The 20538-nt window shown below is 65.8% G+C and carries 22 protein-coding genes; 16 read left to right on the top strand and 6 right to left on the bottom strand.

Annotated features, from left to right (window positions below; genetic code table 11):
• The first annotated feature begins 16 nt into the window (after positions 1–16).
• Positions 17–940, top strand: coding sequence for a dioxygenase (locus KYG_RS18170; protein ID WP_008906396.1), 924 nt, complete (start codon positions 17–19; stop codon positions 938–940).
• A gap of 84 nt (positions 941–1024) precedes the next feature.
• Here KYG_RS18170 and KYG_RS18165 read toward each other — a convergent pair whose 3' ends face one another.
• Positions 1025–1594: a DUF2242 domain-containing protein gene (locus KYG_RS18165; protein WP_008906395.1), complete on the bottom strand. Its 570-nt coding sequence runs from the start codon at positions 1592–1594 to the stop codon at positions 1025–1027.
• Between the two features lie 227 nt (positions 1595–1821).
• Between KYG_RS18165 and KYG_RS18160 the strand changes: the two genes are divergently transcribed.
• A complete protein-coding gene (locus KYG_RS18160) occupies positions 1822–2256 on the top strand; it encodes a thermonuclease family protein (RefSeq protein WP_008906394.1) in 435 nt (144 codons plus the stop codon).
• 17 nt (positions 2257–2273) lie between these two features.
• Here the strand turns inward: KYG_RS18160 and KYG_RS18155 are convergent, their stop codons facing one another.
• Positions 2274–3203: a DHH family phosphoesterase gene (locus KYG_RS18155; protein WP_008906393.1), complete on the bottom strand. Its 930-nt coding sequence runs from the start codon at positions 3201–3203 to the stop codon at positions 2274–2276.
• A gap of 92 nt (positions 3204–3295) precedes the next feature.
• On the opposite strand from KYG_RS18155, the gene KYG_RS18150 reads away from it, so the two are divergent.
• Positions 3296–3775: a TerB family tellurite resistance protein gene (locus KYG_RS18150; RefSeq protein WP_008906392.1), complete on the top strand. Its 480-nt coding sequence runs from the start codon at positions 3296–3298 to the stop codon at positions 3773–3775.
• A gap of 101 nt (positions 3776–3876) precedes the next feature.
• Here the strand turns inward: KYG_RS18150 and KYG_RS18145 are convergent, their stop codons facing one another.
• A complete protein-coding gene (locus tag KYG_RS18145) occupies positions 3877–4212 on the bottom strand; it encodes an ankyrin repeat domain-containing protein (RefSeq protein ID WP_034695233.1) in 336 nt (111 codons plus the stop codon).
• 97 nt (positions 4213–4309) lie between these two features.
• On the opposite strand from KYG_RS18145, the gene KYG_RS18140 reads away from it, so the two are divergent.
• Together KYG_RS18140 and KYG_RS18135 are read left to right on the top strand one after the other, a co-directional pair.
• Entirely contained in the window at positions 4310–5101 is a 792-nt protein-coding gene (locus KYG_RS18140) for a pseudouridine synthase (protein ID WP_008906390.1), read from the top strand.
• A gap of 69 nt (positions 5102–5170) precedes the next feature.
• A complete protein-coding gene (locus KYG_RS18135; protein ID WP_008906389.1) occupies positions 5171–6121 on the top strand; it encodes a nitronate monooxygenase family protein in 951 nt (316 codons plus the stop codon).
• A gap of 43 nt (positions 6122–6164) precedes the next feature.
• Here the strand turns inward: KYG_RS18135 and KYG_RS18130 are convergent, their stop codons facing one another.
• On the bottom strand, positions 6165–6755 hold the full coding sequence (locus KYG_RS18130; RefSeq protein WP_008906388.1) for an NAD(P)H-dependent oxidoreductase: 591 nt from the start codon (positions 6753–6755) through the stop codon (positions 6165–6167).
• 415 nt (positions 6756–7170) lie between these two features.
• Here KYG_RS18130 and KYG_RS18125 point away from each other — a divergent pair, with 415 nt between their 5' ends.
• The 3 genes from KYG_RS18125 to KYG_RS18115 all read left to right on the top strand — a co-directional run bounded on the left by KYG_RS18125 (position 7171) and on the right by KYG_RS18115 (position 9158).
• Entirely contained in the window at positions 7171–7674 is a 504-nt protein-coding gene (locus KYG_RS18125) for an MgtC/SapB family protein (protein WP_008906387.1), read from the top strand.
• A gap of 197 nt (positions 7675–7871) precedes the next feature.
• Entirely contained in the window at positions 7872–8816 is a 945-nt protein-coding gene (locus KYG_RS18120; protein ID WP_008906386.1) for a DMT family transporter, read from the top strand.
• Positions 8817–8942: 126 nt separating this feature from the next.
• Positions 8943–9158, top strand: a complete 216-nt coding sequence (locus KYG_RS18115) for a hypothetical protein (protein WP_034695249.1) — start codon at positions 8943–8945, stop codon at positions 9156–9158.
• 34 nt (positions 9159–9192) lie between these two features.
• On the opposite strand, the gene KYG_RS18110 is transcribed toward KYG_RS18115, so the two are convergent.
• Complete coding sequence (locus KYG_RS18110; protein ID WP_008906384.1) at positions 9193–10533, bottom strand: MFS transporter; 1341 nt, start codon at positions 10531–10533, stop codon at positions 9193–9195.
• A gap of 248 nt (positions 10534–10781) precedes the next feature.
• Here KYG_RS18110 and cyoA point away from each other — a divergent pair, with 248 nt between their 5' ends.
• The 7 genes from cyoA (at position 10782) to KYG_RS18075 (ending at position 17639) form a co-directional block, all read left to right on the top strand.
• The gene (gene cyoA / locus KYG_RS18105; protein WP_008906383.1) at positions 10782–11837 is read left to right on the top strand and encodes a ubiquinol oxidase subunit II; all 1056 of its coding nucleotides are present in this window, start codon (positions 10782–10784) and stop codon (positions 11835–11837) included.
• A 67-nt stretch (positions 11838–11904) separates the two neighbouring features.
• Positions 11905–13908: a cytochrome o ubiquinol oxidase subunit I gene (gene cyoB, locus KYG_RS18100; RefSeq protein WP_008906382.1), complete on the top strand. Its 2004-nt coding sequence runs from the start codon at positions 11905–11907 to the stop codon at positions 13906–13908.
• Positions 13901–14533, top strand: a complete 633-nt coding sequence (gene cyoC / locus KYG_RS18095) for a cytochrome o ubiquinol oxidase subunit III (RefSeq protein ID WP_008906381.1) — start codon at positions 13901–13903, stop codon at positions 14531–14533. The genes cyoB and cyoC overlap by 8 nt, the downstream gene beginning before the upstream one ends.
• Entirely contained in the window at positions 14534–14962 is a 429-nt protein-coding gene (gene cyoD / locus KYG_RS18090) for a cytochrome o ubiquinol oxidase subunit IV (RefSeq protein WP_008906380.1), read from the top strand.
• 8 nt (positions 14963–14970) lie between these two features.
• Entirely contained in the window at positions 14971–15768 is a 798-nt protein-coding gene (locus tag KYG_RS18085; protein WP_050813894.1) for an SURF1 family protein, read from the top strand.
• Entirely contained in the window at positions 15749–17077 is a 1329-nt protein-coding gene (locus KYG_RS18080) for an ATP-binding protein (protein WP_008906378.1), read from the top strand. Before KYG_RS18085 ends, KYG_RS18080 begins: the two co-directional genes overlap by 20 nt.
• Before the next feature lie 4 nt (positions 17078–17081).
• Positions 17082–17639 carry a response regulator transcription factor gene (locus KYG_RS18075; protein WP_008906377.1) on the top strand — a complete coding sequence of 186 codons (558 nt, stop codon included), beginning with the start codon at positions 17082–17084 and terminating at the stop codon, positions 17637–17639.
• A gap of 110 nt (positions 17640–17749) precedes the next feature.
• Here the strand turns inward: KYG_RS18075 and KYG_RS18070 are convergent, their stop codons facing one another.
• Positions 17750–18406 carry a DedA family protein gene (locus KYG_RS18070; RefSeq protein WP_008906376.1) on the bottom strand — a complete coding sequence of 219 codons (657 nt, stop codon included), beginning with the start codon at positions 18404–18406 and terminating at the stop codon, positions 17750–17752.
• A gap of 178 nt (positions 18407–18584) precedes the next feature.
• Here KYG_RS18070 and mutL point away from each other — a divergent pair, with 178 nt between their 5' ends.
• Positions 18585–20534, top strand: a complete 1950-nt coding sequence (mutL, locus tag KYG_RS18065) for a DNA mismatch repair endonuclease MutL (protein ID WP_050813893.1) — start codon at positions 18585–18587, stop codon at positions 20532–20534.
• The last annotated feature ends 4 nt before the right edge of the window (positions 20535–20538 follow it).

Genomic DNA, 20538 nt, shown 5'->3' with positions numbered 1-20538 from the left:
CGACGAGGAGACCACCATGTCCGAACTCACCAAGGCCCAGCTGCTGGAGCTGGTCAACACCAAGAAGATCGCTCCCGGCAATGCGCGTGTACGCCAGCTCACGCAGCGCATCGTCACCGACCTGTTCAAGACCATCGACGAACTGGACGTGACGGCAGACGAGTTCTGGGCCGCCACCGGCTGGCTCACACGCCTGGGCGCCACGGGCCAGACGGGCCTGATCACCGCCGGCCTGGGTTTTGACCGCCTGCTGGACATCCGCGCCGACGAGGCAGACGCCAAGGCCGGCCGCACGGGTGGCACGCCGCGCGCCATCGAGGGCCCGCTGTTTGTGGCGGGGGCTCCCGTGTCCAAGGTGGAAACGCGCCTGGACGAGGGCGAGCCCAAGGGCGAGGTGTTCGTCATGGAAGGCCAGGTGCTGGACCTTGACGGCAATCCCGTGGCGCATGCCTCGGTGGACGTGTGGCACGCCAACGAACAGGGCGGGTACTCGCACTTCTTCCCCGGCATGAAGCCCTACGAGCTGCGCCGCCGCATCGAAACCGACGCCCAGGGCCAGTACCGGTTTCGCACCTTCCTGCCACCGGGCTACGCCATTCCGCCCAACAGCCCGACCTCGGAGCTCTTTGAAGCACTGGGCCGCCATGGCAACCGCCCTGCGCACATCCACTTCCTGGTGGTGGCACCCGGCATGCGCACACTGACCACGCAGATCAACGTGCCCGGCGACAGCTTCATCGACGACGACTTTGCGTTTGCCACACGCGACGGGCTGATCGTTGCGCTGGAGAAAAACGTGCCGGCTGCAGGCTACGAGTCGCTGGGTATTGCGGCGCCCTTCACGCGCTCGAAGTTCAACTTCGTGCTGCAAAAGGCGGCCAATGCCGACGAAGCCCTGCCGCTGACGCGCATGGAGCGCGTGGCGCCCGCCGCTGGCTGATTTCCTGCCCCAGCCCTGCCGCGCAGCGGCCGCCCCACCCTGTGGCGCGGCCGCTGCGCTTGGTGGTTTGCAGGCGCTGTCAGGTCAATCGGTTGGGGCCTGGCTGGCCAGAAGGAAGCGTTTGACCAGGTCGAAAAAACTCTCGTAGAACGCGTCCTTGGAAATGGTCTCGCTGCCCACCTTGACCATCGACTCGCTGCTGGCAGACACCGGCAATGACACCGAGCCAATCGCCCCCACGCCCACACTGGCGGAATTGTTGGTCTTGCGCAGCGCATAGGTATCCTGCAGCGCCGTCACAAAACCCAGGCTCACCTTGCCCTCGTCAGCCTCCGGCACACACACCACCCGCACCACCATCTGCAGGTGCGACTCGGGCTCGGGCTGAAAACTCTTGGTGCCCTGGATCAGCTCGGGCTGCTGGGTGGCGATCACGTAGCCCTGGCTCAGCAGCGCGCGGCGCGCCGCCTCACAGGTCTGCTGCGGCGTGGCATCAAACAGGCGCGAATGCGTTGCCACCGAACCAAAGTTCTCCTGCACGCCAAAGGTCTTGGGTGTGGAGGCCACGCAGCCCGTCAGCAGCGCCAGGGCCAGGGCCCCCACGGCGGCGCCAGCAGGGGATGAGAAGCGGCGGAAAGAAAAACGAAAGGGCAACGGGAAGCACTCCTGGAAAATCATCATCATCGGGCACAACGCTACCGCACACCACGCGGTTCCCGCTGATTCTAGAAAGCACGCATCACCAACGTGCACACGCGCGAACCCAACTGGTAACCCCGTGCAACACGCCGCGGAGGCACGGCGCTGGTAGCTATACTAATAATAGCTGTCAGCGCTTATCCATCAAGCGCTGGAGCCCAATTTCGCTCAAGAATATTGCCGTGCCCCTTGCTTCCCTCATCTGCCTGGTCGTCGCCATCAGCGACGGCGACACCCTGACCGTGCGCTGCGGCACGCCCGGCGCCTACCAGCAGGTCAAGGTGCGCATTGCGGCCATTGATGCGCCGGAATCCCGCCAGGCATTTGGCCAGAAGTCGCGGCAAAGCCTGGCGCGCCTGTGTTTCCGGCAGCGAGCCACGCTGCAGCCGGTGGATGAAGACAGCTACGGCCGCACCGTGGCCCATGTGCGCTGCGGCAACTCCGACGCGGCCACCGCGCAGGTGCAAGCCGGGCTGGCCTGGGTGTACACACCCTATGCCAGCAGCCGCCCGCAGCTGGCGGAGTTGCAGCGCAAGGCGCGCAGCGATGGCGCAGGCCTGTGGTCGCAGCCGCGCCCCATGGCGCCGTGGCACTACCGGCAGCGCCACGCCCGCTGAACCGCCCCGCCCGGCGCCTATTGCGACGGGGCGGCGTTGAAGGACCCCGTCAGCAGCTCGGGCAGGCGCTCCACCCCCATCTTGAAGCCGCAGGCCTGTGCGTGGCCGCCCCCACCCATGCTTTCGGCCAGCGCGATGCAGTCAAAGTTGCGCTGCGAACGCAGGCCTGCCTTCACACCCTTGGCACCCGCGCTCCACATCAGGGCGAAAGTGCCGGTTTTCGCCGAGAGGATGTCGCCCACCAGGCTGTGGAACATGCCGGGCGCGTTGACCATGAGGCCTTCGATACCGTTGAACACCAGCGGCTGCGCGCCTTCTGCGATGTCGGCAGCGAGCTTGCGGTACTTTTCGTCCATGGCCGCGCCGCGCGCCATGAACAGCGCGAGCTGCTCGGGCGTGAAGGCGGCAATCTCGCGCCAGCGCGCAAAGTCCTGCGCTTCCATGTCCAGCGCCGAGAGAAAACCTGCGCTCTCGGCAAACTCCCACTTCCAGATGTCGCGGTCTTCCACGTATTGCAGCAGCGGGGGCACCGGCACGTGGGGATGAAAGAACTCCCACGCCAGGCGTGCACCCGATTTGTCCATGTCAAAGTGCACCACGCCGCAGCGGCAGGCAAAGCCGGTGAGCTTTTCGGCCGCGCTCTTGTGGTGGTCGAGCATGACCAGCTTGGCCGCACGCTCGTCAATGGCCTGCAGGATGTCGGCCGAGAACGAAAAATCAAGGATGTAGACCGTGCGGCCCGCCACGGGCGGCAGGTCATCCACCGTTGTGATGTCGCCGTGGTCCAGTCCCAGGTATTCAGCGCCGTCGCCGTAATACAGCCAGGCGGCCAGCGCGGCACCAAAACCATCGGGGCAATTGCGCCCGTGGTACAGCACCAGCGGAGAAGGGTCGTTCTTGTCGGGGGCAACCAGCAGTTGCAGGGGGAGAATGTTTTTCTTCATCATGACCACCGATTGTCGCCGGGCCGCCCGGCGGGGAACCAACACGGGCGCAGTGCGTCCACCCAGGCTCGCTCATCCACGGACACGCCACCACGATGCTTCGCACCCTCAAAGACCTGTTCGACAGCTTCACCCAGCCCCAGCCCACCCAGTCAGCCGCAGAGCGCGACCATGCCGTGCAACTGGCCGCGGCCGTGCTGCTGGTGGAGGTGGTGCGGGCCGAAACCTCCATGGACGAGGCCGAGCGCACCGCCATGGTCACCGCCCTGCGCAGCAAGTTTGCGCTGAGCGACGACGAACTGCAGCGCCTGCTGGAGCTGGCCGTGACCACATCCCGAACGGCCTACGACTACCAGCGCTTTACCAGCAGCCTGAACGAGCACTTCACCCAGGAGCAGAAAATCCGCCTGGTGGAAGCCATGTGGCAGGTAGCCTATGCCGACGCGCACATCGACGCCAACGAGAACCACACGATCAGCAAGGTGGCGAGCTTGCTGCATGTGACGCACGGCGAGTACATCGCTGCCAAGATGCGCGCAAAAGAAACGGCGCAACCTTTCCAGCCACCGCGCTGAAACTGGCGTGGCCCAAGCCAGTGCCGCCGTGCAAGGGCCGCCCCGCCGCACGGGCGGCGTCCCCCTCCGGGGGATGGCGCGAAGCGACTCAGGGGGGGCTTCTAGATGGGCAGCCAGCGCCACCAGAAGGGTTTGCGCTCTTCCTTCGCGCCTTGCGCCTGCAGCAGCGCGATGAACCCGGTGCGGCCGTGGCGGCGTGCGGCCTCCAGCGGCGTCATGTCATCAAAGTCGGATCGCAGCTGCGGGTCTGCGCCATGCTCCAGCAGGTAGTGGGCGATGTCGTCGTGGCCGTGGATCAGCGCGGCCACCAGGGGGGTGCACAGGATCTCGGGGTGCTGGTAATTGGGGTTGACGCCCGCGCCGATGTGGTGGCGCACCAGCGCCAGATCGCCCGCCACGGCGGCGGCGTACATGTCTTTCCAGTCTCCAGCGGACATTGCGCAGGCCTTGTTTGAATGGGAAAGCGCGCAGTGTAGGCAGGCGCGCAGGTGGGGCACAATCCGCGGCTTCCCTGATGCGTTGCCACCTCGTCCTTTGACCTCCCCCCTGCACATCCTCTGGCGCGACGAGCACCTGGTGGCCGTCTACAAGCCTGCCGGCTGGCTGGTGCACCGCACGGGGCTGGACGCGGGCGAAACACGGTTTGTGATGCAGACCCTGCGCGACCAGCTGGGCCAGCATGTGTTCCCCGTGCACCGGCTGGACAAGGGCACCTGCGGCGTGCTGGTGATGGCGCTGCACAGCGACGCGGCGCGGGCGCTGTCGCAAGCCTTTGAGCATGGGGCCACACACAAGCGCTACCTGGCCATGGTGCGCGGCTGGGCGCCCGAGGCCATCGAGGTGGACCACGCATTGAAGCCCGACGATGCGCCCGCCGACGCCGCCGTACAGGACGCCCACACGCGCTTTCGCCGCCTGGCGCAGCTCACGCTGCCCGAGGCCAGCGATGCGCGTTTTGCCACCACGCGGGCCTCACTGGTGGAGGCCATCCCCACCACCGGCCGTCGCCACCAGATCCGCCGCCACCTCAAGCACCTGGCGCACCCCATCATTGGCGATGCCACCCACGGCAAAGGACCGCTCAACCGCTGGTGGGCCGAACGGCTGGGGCTGCAAAGGCTGTGGCTGCATGCCTGGCAACTCACGGTGCCACACCCACTGACCGGGGCGACGATGACGTTTGCGAGCGGGCTGCAATGGCCTGGGGTTGCTGGATGGCGCTGCGGGCACCTGCCCGCCGACGATGCCACCGCACCCCCTGGCGTCGACTGGCAACGCCTGTTTGCGCGGCTGCCCTGGCACGAGACACCCATCTCGCCCCCGTAACGCGGGCGACACGGTGACGGCACACCCATCGAAATAATGGGCACTCCCAAAAATCAGGAGACTCCGCCCATGACCGCACCCGCCACCAACCGCGTCCTTGCCCACACCGGTGCGCGCTACCCCATCATCCAGGCGCCCATGGGCTGGATTGCGCGCACGCAGCTGGCCTCGGCGGTGTCGCGCGCTGGCGGCTTGGGCATCATCGAAACGTCCTCTGGCGAAACCGCCAACTGCCAGACCGAGATCACCAAGATGAGCGCGCTGGGCCTGCCGTTTGGCGTGAACCTGCCCATCCGCTTTTTGAAGGACGACGCCATGCTGCGCTTTGTGTGCGCGTCGGGCGTGAAGTTTGTGACCACCTCGGCCGGCAGCCCGGCCAAGTTCATCGCGCCGCTCAAGGACGCGGGAATCACCGTGTACCACGCGGTGCCCACGGTGGACGCCGCGCTCAAATGCGTGGACGCGGGCATTGACGGCCTGGTGGTCGAAGGCGGCGAAGGCGGCGGTTTCAAGAACCCCGAAGAAGTCTCCACCCTGGTGCTGCTGCAGGCCATCCGCGCGCGGGTGGATGTGCCGCTGGTCGCTGCCGGGGGCATCTGCGACGGGCGCGGCATGGCCGCAGCCTTTGCGCTGGGGGCTGAGGCGGTGCAGATGGGCACGCGTTTTGTCAGCTGCGCCGAAAGCCCCGTGCACGCCAACTACAAGAACGCCATCGTCGATGCGGGCGTGACCGGCACCTGGATGCTCAACACCAAGGCCAGCCCCTGCATCCGCGCGCTCAAGTCGCAGCGCACCCAGGCCATCCACGAGGCGGGCCTGATGCCCGCCGACAGCTTTGCGGGCATCCAGCGCGTGTACTTCGACGGCGACATGGAGGCCGCGCCTGCACTGGCGGGCCAGACTGCAGGGCTGATTGACTCGGTCAACACCGCGCAGCAGATCATTGACGACACCGTGGCGGAGTTCTTTGCCATCAGCCAGCGGATGGGCGCGCTGGCCGCTGCACGCACGTTCGGTTGATCCGCATCCGGGGCAGCGGGCTGCTGCCGGCCTGCCCGCACTCCTACCCGGCCTTGGCGCCCAATGCCTGCATGCGCCGCTTCCACTTGGCCACGCCGTCGTCCCCCAGCTGCTCCACGCTGCCCACCAGCGTTTCGTTCACAGGGGCGATGCCCACAAAGCCCAGGATATTGCGCTCCAGCGACTTCACACTGTGCGCGCGAAAGTACCAGCGGTACACCAGCGCCGGCATGCCCATGGTGACCACCACACGCGCGCTGCGACCGGTGAGGCCTTTGTGGCCAAAGGGGTTGCTGCCCTCGGCGGTGAACGCAAAGCCGGGCCGCGCCACCTGCTCCAGAAAGCCCTTGAGCAGCGCCGGCATGTCACCCAGCCACAGCGGAAAAAACAGCACGATGTGCTGCGCCCAGCCAATGTCGGCCTGCGCAGGCTTGAGCGATGCGGGCAGCAGCCCCAGCTCCCACTCGTGCTGGCTGCGCAGCCAGGGGAAGTCGATGGCGGCGATATCGATCTGGCGCACCTCATGCCCCGCAGCGATGGCACCGTCTGCATAAGCCTGCGCCAGGGCGTGGCACAGGTGGGGCGCGGTCGCATCCGGGTGGCCCTGGATCAGCACAATACGTTGGGGGTCCATTCAAGCTCCTTGTGGGCGTGCCACTTCCCAAACGGATTCAGACTCTACGCCGCTGTCACAGGTTCAACCAGCGAAATCTTGCAGGCTACGCACAGGTTGCGCCGCCGCAGCAGCACCGGGTGAGAAAAGTATCAAATTGATAGCTGTCAGCGCTTTACACATAAGCGCTGGAGGCCAATTTGACCAGATATTTCCAGTATCAAATGGCAAAAAACGTAGGGCTGTGCGTCGGCAGCGTCCTACCGCTGCCCGCGCCCGGCGCCGGTGGACGCCCGCACAACCATCGGCGACATTGGCTGCGAAGCCGCGGCACCGGCCCTACCGGCACATCCATCCACAAGAAACTTATGACCACAGTTCTCCCACATCCCCCCCAGCGCGTCTGCGCCACGGCCCTGCACCCTGGGGCCGCACCATGAGCGGCTGGTGGCAACAGATTGCGTCCACGGTGGCATCGGAGTTTTCGGATGTGCCCGACATCGCGCAGGCCACGCGCATCGTGGTGCGCCTGGGGATGGCCGGTCTGCTCGGCGGCCTGCTGGGCTGGGAACGCGAGCACGCCGGCAAGGCGGCGGGCGTGCGAACCCACATGCTGGTGGCCATGGGCGCGGCGCTGTTTGTGCTGGTGTCGCAGCAGGCGGGCATCGGCCCTGCGGACAACAGCCGGGTGCTGCAGGGCATCATTGCGGGCGTTGGCTTCCTGGGTGCGGGCACCATCCTCAAAGGCGACGCCGAAAGCCAGGTGAAGGGGCTGACCACCGCCGCGGGCATCTGGCTGACCGCAGCCATTGGCGTGGCGGCCGGGCTGGGGCAGGAGGCGACTGCAGTGCTCACCACGGCGCTGGCGCTGCTGGTGCTGTGGGCCATCCCGATGCTGCATGACAAGTGGGTCCGCACCTCGGCTCGCAAATCCGGTTGAGCACGCCATCAGGGCGGGCTGAGCTACACTTTTTGACCATCGTCCCCAAGGGCTCCAGCGCACACTTCACGTGCTGCGGGCCAGTCCATTTGCCCCATGCAAAGCCATTCACTGCAGCCGAGCTGCCTTTTCCGCACGGCGCCTTGCCGCGTTTCTCCCAGCGCCCCCGACAGCAGCGTGTCGCCTGCTGGGCGCCGATGAAGCGCACGGACGATTCCACCCTCCAGCCGGCGGCCATTGCCACTGCCGGCCCTGGTACCGCCGAGACCCAGGCCTCTGCCAACCTGCGCGGCATCGTCGCCATGGTGGCTGCGGTGGGATGCTTTTCGCTGATGGATGCCCTGCTGAAAGCCCTGTCGGCCAACTACCCAGCCATGCAGGTGGCGGCGCTGCGCGGCGGGGCGGCGCTTCCGCTGGTGGTGCTGTATGTGATGTGGCGCCGCGAAGTGGGCGGGTTGCTCAAGGTGCGCTGGCCGCTGCACCTGCTGCGCGGCGTGATCAATGTGGCCATGCTGGCGCTGTTTGCCTATGCCCTCAAGGAGCTGGGGCTGGCCGAGGCGTACACGCTGTTTTTCATCGCGCCGCTGTTGATCACGGCGCTTTCCACCGTGGTGCTGCGCGAGAAGGTTCGCGCAGCGCACTGGGTGGCGATCGGGCTGGGCATGGTGGGCGTGCTGGTAGCCCTGCGGCCGAGCCAGGACGCGTTCTTCAGCCTGGGCGCGCTGGCCGTGCTGGGCGCGGCGTGTGGCTATGCCGTTTCTGCCATCACGGGGCGGGTCTTGACGCGTACGGATTCCAGCGCAAGCCTGGTGTTCTGGACCACGGTGCTGCTGGCGTTGGGTGCGGGCGCGCTGGCGTGGCCCCGGTGGGTGGCGGTGGCGCAGGTGCACTGGCCGCTCGTGGCGGGCCTGGCCGTCACGGGGTTTCTGGGGCAGCTGGCGATCACCGAAGCGTTCCGGCACGGGCAGGCCTCGGTGGTGGCGCCGTTTGAGTACACGGCGCTGGCCTGGGGCATGGGGCTGGACTGGGTGCTGTGGCAAACGGTGCCCGGCTATTCCACCCTGCTCGGCGGAGCCATCATCATTGGCAGCGGGCTGTATCTGGTGCGGCAGGAGAGAACGCAGGCGGTCATCCCGCCGTGAGATGACGGAAACGGCGGGTAGCGACCTCTGCCCGCGCAGCGGCACGGCCTGTTCTTACACCCGCAGGCACGCTGTTGCCGTGCAATGGAGTCCCACCACTTCGGCATTACCGCAAAGGACTTCCCCATGACCCAGCACGCCACCATCGCAGGCCACGTCACTTACACCCCGGGCGACGGAGCGCCGTTGACCATCCCCAAGGGCCCGGTTGAACTGGAGGCCTCCAAGGACAGCATGACACTGAGCTGGACCGCAGACAACGAGGCTGCAGGCTCTGCCGCCATCCCCAAAGACCAATTCAACCAGTACGTCCGCGACGGGAAAATCCGTCTGGCGGACTAACTCCCTCGCAACCGGCCCGCCGCACTCGCTTCAGTTAGCGATAGCGCCGCTCCATGCGCCGGTTCAGGTTCAGAGCACCCAGTGTGCAGGCTACGCCCGACAGCAGGTACACCGTGACCGCCAGCAGCCCGAACTGGGCTGACAGGTACAAGGCCACCAGCGGTGCAAATGCGGCGCCGATGATCCACGCCAGATCTGCCGACAGGGCGGCGCCGGTATAGCGGTACCTTGGCGAAAAGTTGGCCGTGACCGTGCCGGATGCCTGGCCATAGGACAGACCAAGAAGCACAAACCCCAGCAGCAGGAACATGGTGCTGCCCACTTCGCCGGAGTTGAGCAGCACAGGCGCCATGAAGCTGAACACACCGATCAGCACCGCCATGCCGCCCAGCAGCTTGCGGCGCCCGAGGTGATCGGAGAGCCAGCCCGACACCATGATGGCGCCTGCAGCCAGAAACGCTCCCACGATCTGCACGCCCAGAATCTGCGTGACGGGCTGGTCGGAGTACAGCGTGATCCACGACAGCGGGAACACCGTGACCAGGTGGAACAGTGCAAAGCTGGCCAGCGCAGCAAAAGCGCCCAGCAGCACGTTGCTGCCTTCGTCGCGCACCACACGGCTCACGGGCACCGGCTGCAGTTCACGCTCTTTCAGCAGCTCTGAATACGATTGGCCCACTACCAGACGCAGGCGGGCAAACAGCGCGACGACGTTCACGGCGAAAGCTACAAAGAACGGGTAGCGCCAACCCCAGGCCAGAAACTCCTGCAGGCTCAAGCTGCTGTACAGATAGGCAAACAGCCCCGCCGCAAGCACAAACCCCAGCGGGGCGCCCAGCTGGCCGATCATGGCGTACCAGCCACGGCGCTCCTTGGGCGCCGACATGGCCAGCAGCGATGGCAGGCCATCCCACGAGCCCCCAAGCGCCAGCCCCTGGCCAATGCGCAAGATGAGCAGCGCCACCACGGCGGTCATCCCCACGTCCTTGTAGCCCGGCAAAAAGGCCATGCCCACCGTGCAGACGCCCAGCAGGAAGAGCGCGATGGTGAGTTTGGTGCCCCGGCCCCATCGCCTCTGGATCGCCATCGAAATGGCGGTGCCCACGGGCCGGACGACAAATGCCAGGGCCAGCAGGGCAAACGCCATCAGCGTGCCATCCAGGCGCGAAAGGAAGGGAAACAGGAACGACGGGAAAACCAGTACGCAGGCAATGCCGAACACGAAGAAGTCAAAGTATTCGGACGAGCGCCCGATGATCACGCCGACCGCGATTTCACCGGGTGTCACGTCCTCATGCGTATCAGCCCGCGATAGGGAGGCGGCACTTTCTTCAAATCCGGCCGCGGGGTAAGTGGCAGTAGCGGGGCTGCTCATGAACGGGTTCCTCAAGATGGGGTAGCTAAGACTACTTCGTTCTACACGCAAGTGCGGCATGCCACAAGTGCGCTTTCACTAGACCCAGCGCAAGAAATGTCCTGCAGACCCCCGGATGCACCAATTTGGGGCACATCGGTTTGACCTTGGACAAAATGTCCAATCGACAAAAAAGCTAGCGCTAGTACATTCCCAGGCAACCCGTTATCCGCGTTTACCCTGAACAAACGCTCTGACAGCGCACCCACATGCTCAAACTACTTCCACTTCCCCGACCCGCCTGGCTCGCCGCCCTGGCTGCCGTCGGCAGCCTGGCTGGCTGCAGCAAGGCGGTCGTCCTCAACCCCGCAGGCGACATCGCCGCCCAGCAAGGGAACATGGTCATCCAGGCAACGCTGCTGATGCTGATCATCATCGTGCCGGTGATCGCCCTCACGCTGTGGTTTGCCTGGAAATACCGCCACAACAACGCCGCCAACACCGAAGACGACTACGACCCCGACTGGCACCACTCCACCACCCTGGAGCTGGTGATCTGGACGGTGCCCCTGCTCATCATCATTGCGCTCGGCGCGCTGACCTGGATCGGCACCCACAAGCTCGACCCGTACCGGCCGCTGGACCGGATTTCAGCCACCAAGCCGCTGGATGCGCAGTCCACCCCGCTGGAGGTCCAGGTGGTGGCCATGGACTGGAAGTGGCTGTTCTTCTATCCAGAGCAGGGCATTGCCACCGTGAACGAACTCGCCGCGCCGGTGGACCGCCCCATCCTGTTCAAGCTCACGGCCACGTCCACCATGAACGCGTTTTACGTGCCTGACCTCGCGGGCATGATCTACGCCATGCCTGGGATGCAGACCGAGCTGAACGCCGTGATCAACAAACCCGGCGTTTACAAGGGCATGTCCACGCACTACAGCGGCTCGGGCTTTTCGGGGATGACCTTCCGGTTCCACGGACTCAGCCAGCAGGATTTCGAGCAGTGGGTGGCCAGGAACCGCAGCGAAGGCAAACCGCTGGACCGCAACACCTACCTCGCCCTGGCCCAGCCCAGCGAACGCGACCCGGTACAGCGTTTTGCCAGCGTGGAAGAGGGCCTGTACGACAAGGTGCTGAACCGCTGCGTCGAGGACGGCAAGATGTGCATGCACCACATGATGGCCATCGACGAGAACGGTGGCGAAGCCTATGTGCGCGCCATGGGCCTGAACCTGCCGCAGGACGTGTGCACCTCCCAAAACGCCGAGCAGGTCGTGGCCAGCCTGGAGGCCAGCCCCACAACGCGCACCCCCCGCGCCGAATGACCCGCCCTTGACCTGATGTGCCAGCAGCCGCCGGGCGGCGCTGGCGCTTTGCCAACAAAGAGTGTTTATGTCACCCGTCACTGTTCCTGACACCCACTGGGCCCTGGGCCGAGTCACCTGGGATTCCATACCAATGGCGCACGAGCCCATCGTGCTATGGACCTTCATCGCCACCATGCTGGGGGGCCTGGCCCTGATGGCCGCCGTCACCAAATTCAAGCTCTGGGGCACGCTCTGGCGCGACTGGATCTGCAGCATCGACCACAAGCGCATCGGCATCATGTACATGATCCTGGGCCTGGTGATGCTGCTGCGCGGCTTTGCTGATGCCGTGATGATGCGCCTGCAGCAGGCCATGGCCTTTGGCGACAACATGGGCTACCTGCCGCCGCACCACTACGACCAGATCTTCACCGCCCACGGCGTGATCATGATCTTCTTCGTGGCGATGCCGCTGGTCACGGGCCTCATGAACTACCTGGTGCCGCTGCAGATCGGCGCGCGCGACGTGTCGTTCCCGTTCCTGAACAACTTCAGCTTCTGGATGACCACGGCTGGCGCGGTGCTGGTGATGGTGTCGCTGTTCCTGGGCGAGTTCTCCACCGCCGGCTGGCTGGCGCTGTCCAACCTGGGCAACCAGAACCCTGGCGTGGGGCTCGATTACTACATCTGGGCGCTGCAAATTGCGGGGGTGGGCACCACGCTCTCGGGCATCAACCTGATCGTCACCATCATCAAGATGCGCGCGCCCGGCATGAACCTGATGCGCATGCCCGTCTTCACCTGGACCGCCCTGTGCACCAACGCGCTCATCGTGGCTTCGTTCCCGGTGCTGACGGCGGCGCTCGTGCTGATGTCGCTGGACCGCTATATCGGCACCAATTTCTTCACGAACGACCTGGGCGGCAACGCCATGCTGTACGTGAACCTGATCTGGATCTGGGGTCACCCCGAGGTCTACATCCTGATCTTGCCGTGCTTTGGCATCTTCTCCGAAGTGGTGGCCACGTTCTGCAAGAAGCGCCTGTTTGGCTACACCTCCATGGTGTACGCCACGGTGGTGATCACCATCCTGTCGTACCTGGTGTGGCTGCACCACTTCTTCACCATGGGCTCGGGTGCGAGCGTGAATACCTTCTTCGGCATCACGACGATGATCATCTCGATCCCCACGGGCGCGAAGATCTTCAACTGGCTGTTCACCATGTACAAGGGCCGCATCCGCTTCGAGCTGCCCATGATGTGGACCGTGGCCTTCATGGTGACCTTTGCCATTGGCGGCATGACCGGCGTGCTGCTGGCCGTGCCCCCGGCCGACTTCGTGCTGCACAACAGCCTGTTCCTGATCGCCCACTTCCACAACGTGATCATCGGCGGCGTGCTGTTCGGCCTGTTTGCCGGCATCAACTACTGGTACCCCAAGGCCTTTGGCTACAAGCTCGACCGCACCTGGGGCGTGCGCTCGTTCTGGTTGTGGGTGGTGGGATTCTGGGTGGCGTTCGGGCCGCTGTATGTGCTGGGCCTGATGGGCGTCACGCGCCGTGCCAACCACTTTGAAGACCAGTCGCTGCAGATCTGGTTCCAGATCGCGGCGTTCGGCGCCTTCCTGATTGCGCTGGGCATCGCCTGCTTCCTGATCCAGATCGTGGTGAGCTACCTCAAGCGCGACCAGCTGCGCGACTGGACCGGCGACCCCTGGGACGGCCGTACGCTGGAATGGGCCACCTCGTCGCCCCCGCCCGACTACAACTTTGCCTTCACCCCCGTGGTGCACGAGATCGACGCCTGGTGGGACATGAAAAAGCACGGCTACCAGCGCCCGCTCACCGGCTTTGCGCCCATCCACATGCCTGCCAACACCGCCTCGGGCGCCGTCATCTCGGCCCTGTCGCTGTTGGTCGGCTTTGCGCTGATCTGGCACATGTGGCTGCTGGCCGGCGTGTCGTTTGCCGCGCTGCTGCTCGCTTCGATCATTCACACGTTCAACTACAAGCGTGACTTCTACATCCCGGCGTCCCAGGTGGTTGCCACGGAAGAAGCCCGCACCTTGCAACTGGCCCGCCATGTCTGAACTTCGCCTCCAAGCTGGCGCCGCTGGCGCCCTCGCCCCGCGCGCGTACCACCTCGCGCAGGAACCGCACCCCCCAAACGGCACCGCCCTGGGCTTCTGGCTGTACCTGATGAGCGACTGCCTCATCTTTGCCGCCCTGTTCGCCACCTACGGTGTGCTGGGCCGCAGCTATGCGGCCGGCCCTACCGGGGCGCAGTTGTTCGACCTCACGCTGGTAGCCATCAACACGGCCTTCCTGCTGCTGTCGTCCATCACCTTCGGCTTTGCGATGCTGCGCAAGCAGCAACGCGACGTCACCGGCACGCTGCTGTGGCTGGCCGTCACCGGCTTCTTCGGCCTGTGCTTTCTGGCACTGGAAATCTACGAATTCGCCCACCTGATCCAGCAGGGCGCCACGCCGCAGCGCAGCGCCTTCCTGTCGGCGTTCTTCACGCTGGTGGGCACGCACGGCCTTCACGTCACCTTCGGCCTGATCTGGCTGGTGGTGCTGATGCTGCAGATCAAAAAGCACGGCCTGATCCCCGAAAACACCCGCCGGCTGATGTGCCTGTCCATGTTCTGGCACTTTCTGGACGTGGTCTGGATTGGTGTCTTCACCTTTGTGTACCTGATGGGGGTGCTGTAAATGAGCGCGCAACACACAACTCACGCACACCATGCCGCCGCCGGGCATGACGACCACCACCACGCCGACGACGGCCCGCACAGCACGTTCTCGGGCTACATGATCGGCTTTGTGCTGTCGGTCATTCTCACGGCCATTCCGTTCTGGCTCGTCATGACCAAGGTGATCGCCGACCGCAACACCGCCGTGCTGGTGCTGGGCGGGTTTGCCGTGGCGCAGATCCTGGTGCACATGGTCTACTTCCTGCACATGAACGGCAAGGTGGAAGGCGGCTGGACCCTGCTGTCCACCATTTTCACCGTGGTGTTCGTGGCGATTGCCATTGCGGGCACCCTGTGGGTGATGTTCCACATGAATGCCAACATGATGCCCGAGCACCCCACCCCGATGCCACCGGCGCATGAGGCGCCGGGGCACCCGCGGCCTTGACCCCCGGCATGCCCGCCGCTACGCGCTGGCGGCCGCGCCACGTGGTGCTGCTGCTGGCGGGCATTTCCATGTTTGTGGGCTTCCTCGCGCTGGGCACCTGGCAGGTGGAGCGGCGCGCATGGAAGCTCGCCCTGATGGAGCGGGTGGATCAGCGCGTGCACGCGGCCACCACGCCCGCACCTGCTGCGGCCGAATGGCCGGGGGTGAATGCCGCCAGCCATGAATACCTGCCCATTACCCTGCAAGGCCACTGGCTGGGCGACAAGACCGTGCTGACCCAGGCCGTCACCGAGCTGGGCGCGGGCTTCTGGGTGATCACCCCGCTGCAGCAGGACGACGGCACCCAGGTGCTGGTGAACCGCGGTTTTGTGCCCCAGGACCAGCGCGCCCAGTGGATAGCCACGCCCCTGCCGCCCGGCACGCCCGCCGCCACCACGGTACAGGGCCTGCTGCGCATGACGGAGCCTGGTGGCGGCTTTCTGCGCAGCAACAGCCCGGCGCAGCAGCGGTGGTATTCGCGCGACGTGGCAGCCATCGCCCAGGCGGCCGGGCTGACCCGCGCTGCCCCCTTCTTTGTGGATGCCGGTCTGCCGGGTGCAGCGTCTGCGGCGCCTGCCGCGGCAGCATGGCCCCGTGCCGGCATGACGGTGGTGAAGTTTCACAACAGCCACCTGGTGTACGCGCTCACCTGGTATGCAATGGCCCTGATGGTGGTGGGCGCAGGCTGGTATGTGGCACGCTACGAGGCTCGCCTGCGTGCGCGCGCCGCCCCCGCCACTCCGTCCCATGAACCGCCCTCTTCCTGAACCCGCTGCCCCCCAGCCCCCGCGCAGCGCGCGCTCGGCCGATGCTGCGGCGGGCATCAAGAACCTGCAGCAGCTGATCGAGCTGCGCTGGATCGCCGTCATCGGGCAGGTGTTCACCATCCTGATGGCGCACTACACCCTGGGCCTCACGCTGCCGCTGCGCGAGATGCTGCTGGTGGTGGGCTGCCTGGCTGTTTTCAACGTGGTGAGCCTGCTGCGGATGCGCACTGCGGTGGTGGTGCGCAACACCGAGCTGTTTCTGGCCCTGCTCATCGATGTGGCAGTGCTGACCGTGCAGCTGTACCTGAGCGGCGGAACCAGCAACCCCTTTGTCTTCCTGTACCTGCTGCAGATCACGCTGGGGGCCGTGCTGCTGCGCGGCACCTACATCTGGTCGATGGTGGCCATCACGCTGATGGGTTTTGGCGTGCTGGCCAACCACCACCTGCCGCTGGATCTGCCGCAGGACCTGCACCAGGGGCTGTCCAGCCTGTATGTGATCGGGCTGCTGGTGTGCTTTGTGCTCAACGCCACGCTTGTGGTGGTCTTCATCACCCGCATCAACCTGAACCTGCGCGAGCGCGACGCGCGCCTGGCGGCAGCGCGCCGACGCCGTGTGGAAGAAGAGCACATCGTGCGCATGGGCCTGCTGGCCTCGGGCGCGGCGCACGAGCTGGGAACACCGCTATCGACCCTGGCGGTGATCCTGGGCGACTGGCAGCACGACAAGCGCCTGGCGGCCAACCCGGCGCTGAAGGAAGAGATGGACGAGATGCAGACCCAGGTGCAGCGCTGCAAGAGCATCGTGAGCGGCATTCTGCTGTCGGCCGGGGAGACACGCGGCGAAGCCTCGATGCAGACCACCGTGCGCACCTTTGTGGATGCCCTGGCCGACGAATGGCGCCGCACGCGGTCGATGCCGCAGTTCATCTACGACAACGACTTTGGCGCCGACACGCCCATGGTGTCGGACACCACGCTCAAGCAGATGGTTTTCAATGTGCTGGACAATGCCCGTGAGGCGTCGCCGGGCTGGGTACGGCTGGCGGTAAGCCGCCATGCCGATGCGCTGCGCATCACGGTCACCGACACGGGCCCCGGGTTTTCCCCGGACATGCTGGCCAAGCTGGGAACGCCCTACCAGTCTTCCAAAAACCGCCCCGGCGGGGGGCTGGGGCTGTACCTGGTGCTCAATGTGGCCCGCACGCTGGGTGGCAGCGTGGCAGCCCGCAACCGCCCCGAGGGGGGCGCCGAAGTGACGATTGACCTGCCGCTTTCTGCAGTAGCCCTTGCGGGCGCCAAGACCTGACACCATGACCGACACCGACGACGCGCAACCGCCGCCACCCCTGCTGCTGATCGTGGAGGACGACGAGGCCTTTGCGCGCACGCTGGCGCGCTCGTTCGAGCGGCGCGGCTACCGCGTGCTGCAGGCCGCCAGCCTGGCCGACGTGGAGGCGCTGCTGTTGCAGCACACGCCAGGCTTTGCCGTGGTGGACCTCAAGCTCAAGGGCGAGGCGTCGGGCCTGGCCTGCGTGCAAAAACTGCATGCGGCCAGCGATGCCATGCTGATCGTGGTGCTGACCGGCTTTGCCAGCATTGCCACCGCCGTGGAGGCCGTGAAGCTGGGCGCCTGCCACTACCTCGCCAAGCCCTCCAACACCGACGACATCGAGGCCGCGTTCGGGCTGAAGGCGGGCAACACCGAGGTGGAACTGACCAACCGCTCAAGCTCCATCAAGACGCTGGAATGGGAGCGCATCCACGAAGTGCTGGCAGAAACCGGCTTCAACCTGTCGGAAGCGGCCAGGCGCCTGGGCATGCACCGGCGCACCCTCACCCGCAAGCTGGAGAAGAAGCAGGTCCGGTAGGCCCCTTGCAGGCTGCCATGGCTGCGGCCCCGCCTGAAAATATTGGTCAAATATGCCTCCAGCGCTTATCCAACAAGCGCCAGCAGCTATATTATCAGTAGCAATTTGCTTCAGGCCGCATCCGGCACCTTGGCCTGCCGGCCCGCGCGCCATGCGCCAAAGATGGCAATCAGGCCGGGCACAAAGATCATGGCCCAGATGATCTTGTCCAGGTTCTCCTTCACCCAGGCAAAGTTGCCAAAGAAATACCCCGCCGAGCAGATGCCCAGCACCCAGATGAGTGCGCCCCCCACGTTGTACGCCGTGAACTTGCCCCGGCTCATCTCGGCCACGCCCGCCACAAACGGAGCAAAGGTGCGGATAAATGGCATGAAGCGCGCCAGCACGATGGTGATGCCGCCGTACTTCTCGTAGAAGTTGTGCGCCTGGTCAAACGCACGGCGGTTGAACCAGCGCGAGTCCTCCCACTGGAACACCTTGGGCCCGAAGTACCGCCCGATCGAATAATTGCACTGGTCACCCAGGATGGCCGCCACGATCAGGATGGTGCAGGCCAGCGGAAAGCTCATCATCCCCGCACCACACAGCGCTCCCACGATGAACAGCAGCGAGTCGCCGGGCAAAAACGGCATTACCACCACGCCCGTCTCCACAAACACGATGAGGAACAGCAGCGCATACACCCAGGCGCCGTAGTTCTGCACAAACATCTCCAGATACTTGTCGATGTGCAGGATGAAGTCGATCAGAAAGGTGACCAGTTCCATGGCGAGGCCGGCGGCAAGCCGGGCGTTGAAAAAACAGCGGGCATTATCCCCGTCGGCCTCACGCCCCCGCGCCGATACCCCTGCGGGCACACGGTCCTAAAATGCCCCGGGTGAACGACGCCACCCCCTTCCCGCCGCGGCACAGCCCGCCCCTTCCCTCACCCCCGGCCGCCGCCCGATCCGCGACCTGCCCGACGAGCTGATCAGCCAGATCGCCGCCGGTGAAGTGGTGGAGCGCCCGGCCTCGGTGGTGCGCGAGCTGGTGGACAACGCGCTCGATGCGGGCGCCTCACAGATCACCGTGCGCCTGTCGGCCGGCGGCGTGCGCCTTATCACCGTGGAAGACGACGGCGGCGGTATTCCGCACGACGAGCTGCCTGTGGCCCTGCGCCGCCACGCCACCAGCAAGATCAGCAACCTCACGGACCTGGAAACCGTGGCCACCATGGGCTTTCGGGGCGAGGCGCTGGCCGCCATTGCGTCGGTGTCGGAGATGGCCCTGCTCTCGCGCCCGGCCGCCCAGACCAGTGCTTTTTTGCTGGACGCCCGCAGCGGCGAGCTGCGCCCCGCCGCGCGCAGCACCGGCACCACGGTAGAGGTGAAGGAGCTGTTCTTCTCCACCCCCGCGCGCCGCAAGTTCTTGAAGACCGATGCCACCGAGCTCGCGCACTGCATCGAATCCGTGCGCCGCCACGCGCTGGCGCGGCCGGATGTGGGCTTTGCCGTCTGGCACGAAGGCAAGCTGGTGGAGCAGTGGCGTGCCACCTTCATGCCCGGCCAGGGCCAGCAAGCACAGGACGGGCAGGACGCGCTGGCCCGCCGCCTGTCGGACGTGCTGGGCGAGGACTTCGTCACGCAATCCGTCGCCGTATTGCACCGCGTGGGCCCCGTCACCGTCACCGGCCGCGCAGGCCTGCCCGACGCCGCCCGCTCGCGCCCCGACCACCAGTACTGCTATGTGAACGGCCGGTTCGTGCGCGACAAGGTGCTGACCCACGCCGCCCGCAGTGCGTACGAAGACGTGCTGCACGGCCACAAGCAGCCCATCTACGCGCTGTATGTCGAGATCGACCCGGCCCGTGTGGACGTGAACGTGCACCCCACCAAGATCGAGGTGCGCTTTCGCGACAGCCGCGAGGTGCACCAGGCTGTGCGCCACGCCGTAGAGAACGCGCTGGCCGCACCCCGCGCTGCTGCGCTGGCGGCGGCTGCAGGGGCTGCCGCTGCCGATGCGGGCACCACGGCCCAGGCCCCGCTCGAACATTTCAAGCCAAATCAGCCTCCAGCGCTTAACAGACAAGCGCAAGCAGCTATCAAATTTGAAGAACGTGGCCACCATGTTGCCGACCTGCAGGCCCTGTGGGGGCCCAGGAAAGACGCGCCGCTCGTGAACTGGGGCGCTGCGACCAACACCGGCGAGGCGGACGCCATGCCGCAGCCGGTGACGCCCTCGTCATTCACCGCCCCTGCTGCGGCCTGGGCCAACACCACCACCGCGAATGAACCTACCTGGCCCCAGGGTCAGGGCGGCAGCAACGCCGCCTGGCCGCTGGGCAAGGCCGTGGCCCAGCTCCACGGCGTCTACATCCTGGCCGAAAACGCCCAGGGCATGGTCATCGTGGACATGCACGCCGCGCACGAACGCATCGTCTACGAGCGCCTGAAATCCCAGGTGGACAGCGGCGCCCGCATTGCCAGCCAGCCCCTGCTGATCCCGGCCACTTTCGCCGCCACCCCGCAGGAAGTGGCCACGGCCGAAGAATCCACCGACGTGCTGGCCACGCTGGGCATGGAAGTGGTGCCCTTCTCTCCCAAGACCCTGGCCGTGCGCGCCGTGCCCACCACACTCGCTCAGGGCGACCCGGTGGAGCTGGCCCGCAGCGTGCTGGCCGAACTGGCCCAGCATGACGCCACCACCGTGGTGCAGCGCGCCCGCAATGAAATCCTGGGCACCATGGCCTGCCACGGCGCCGTGCGCGCCAACCGCAGGCTCACCATCGACGAGATGAACGCGCTGCTGCGGCAGATGGAAACCACCGACCGCAGCGACCAGTGCAACCATGGGCGGCCAACGTGGCGGCAACTGACGATGAAGGAACTGGACGGGTTGTTTTTGCGTGGGCGGTGAGGCA

The sequence above is a fragment of the Acidovorax sp. NO-1 genome, assembly GCF_000238595.1.
GTDB lineage: Bacteria > Pseudomonadota > Gammaproteobacteria > Burkholderiales > Burkholderiaceae_C > Acidovorax.
This window is presented reverse-complemented; position numbering and strand designations above follow the sequence as displayed.

Coding starts and splice junctions, on each gene's coding strand:
- cyoC (WP_008906381.1), top strand. CDS start 13,901: ATGTCTGAACTTCGCCTCCAAGCTGGCGCCGCTGGCGCCCTCGCCCCG.
- KYG_RS18115 (WP_034695249.1), top strand. CDS start 8,943: ATGACCCAGCACGCCACCATCGCAGGCCACGTCACTTACACCCCGGGC.
- cyoD (WP_008906380.1), top strand. CDS start 14,534: ATGAGCGCGCAACACACAACTCACGCACACCATGCCGCCGCCGGGCAT.
- KYG_RS18070 (WP_008906376.1), bottom strand. CDS start 18,406: ATGGAACTGGTCACCTTTCTGATCGACTTCATCCTGCACATCGACAAG.
- KYG_RS18145 (WP_034695233.1), bottom strand. CDS start 4,212: ATGTCCGCTGGAGACTGGAAAGACATGTACGCCGCCGCCGTGGCGGGC.
- KYG_RS18170 (WP_008906396.1), top strand. CDS start 17: ATGTCCGAACTCACCAAGGCCCAGCTGCTGGAGCTGGTCAACACCAAG.
- KYG_RS18075 (WP_008906377.1), top strand. CDS start 17,082: ATGACCGACACCGACGACGCGCAACCGCCGCCACCCCTGCTGCTGATC.
- KYG_RS18085 (WP_050813894.1), top strand. CDS start 14,971: ATGCCCGCCGCTACGCGCTGGCGGCCGCGCCACGTGGTGCTGCTGCTG.
- KYG_RS18135 (WP_008906389.1), top strand. CDS start 5,171: ATGACCGCACCCGCCACCAACCGCGTCCTTGCCCACACCGGTGCGCGC.
- KYG_RS18120 (WP_008906386.1), top strand. CDS start 7,872: ATGAAGCGCACGGACGATTCCACCCTCCAGCCGGCGGCCATTGCCACT.
- KYG_RS18155 (WP_008906393.1), bottom strand. CDS start 3,203: ATGATGAAGAAAAACATTCTCCCCCTGCAACTGCTGGTTGCCCCCGAC.
- KYG_RS18110 (WP_008906384.1), bottom strand. CDS start 10,533: ATGAGCAGCCCCGCTACTGCCACTTACCCCGCGGCCGGATTTGAAGAA.
- KYG_RS18125 (WP_008906387.1), top strand. CDS start 7,171: ATGAGCGGCTGGTGGCAACAGATTGCGTCCACGGTGGCATCGGAGTTT.
- KYG_RS18150 (WP_008906392.1), top strand. CDS start 3,296: ATGCTTCGCACCCTCAAAGACCTGTTCGACAGCTTCACCCAGCCCCAG.
- KYG_RS18130 (WP_008906388.1), bottom strand. CDS start 6,755: ATGGACCCCCAACGTATTGTGCTGATCCAGGGCCACCCGGATGCGACC.
- cyoB (WP_008906382.1), top strand. CDS start 11,905: ATGTCACCCGTCACTGTTCCTGACACCCACTGGGCCCTGGGCCGAGTC.
- cyoA (WP_008906383.1), top strand. CDS start 10,782: ATGCTCAAACTACTTCCACTTCCCCGACCCGCCTGGCTCGCCGCCCTG.
- KYG_RS18080 (WP_008906378.1), top strand. CDS start 15,749: ATGAACCGCCCTCTTCCTGAACCCGCTGCCCCCCAGCCCCCGCGCAGC.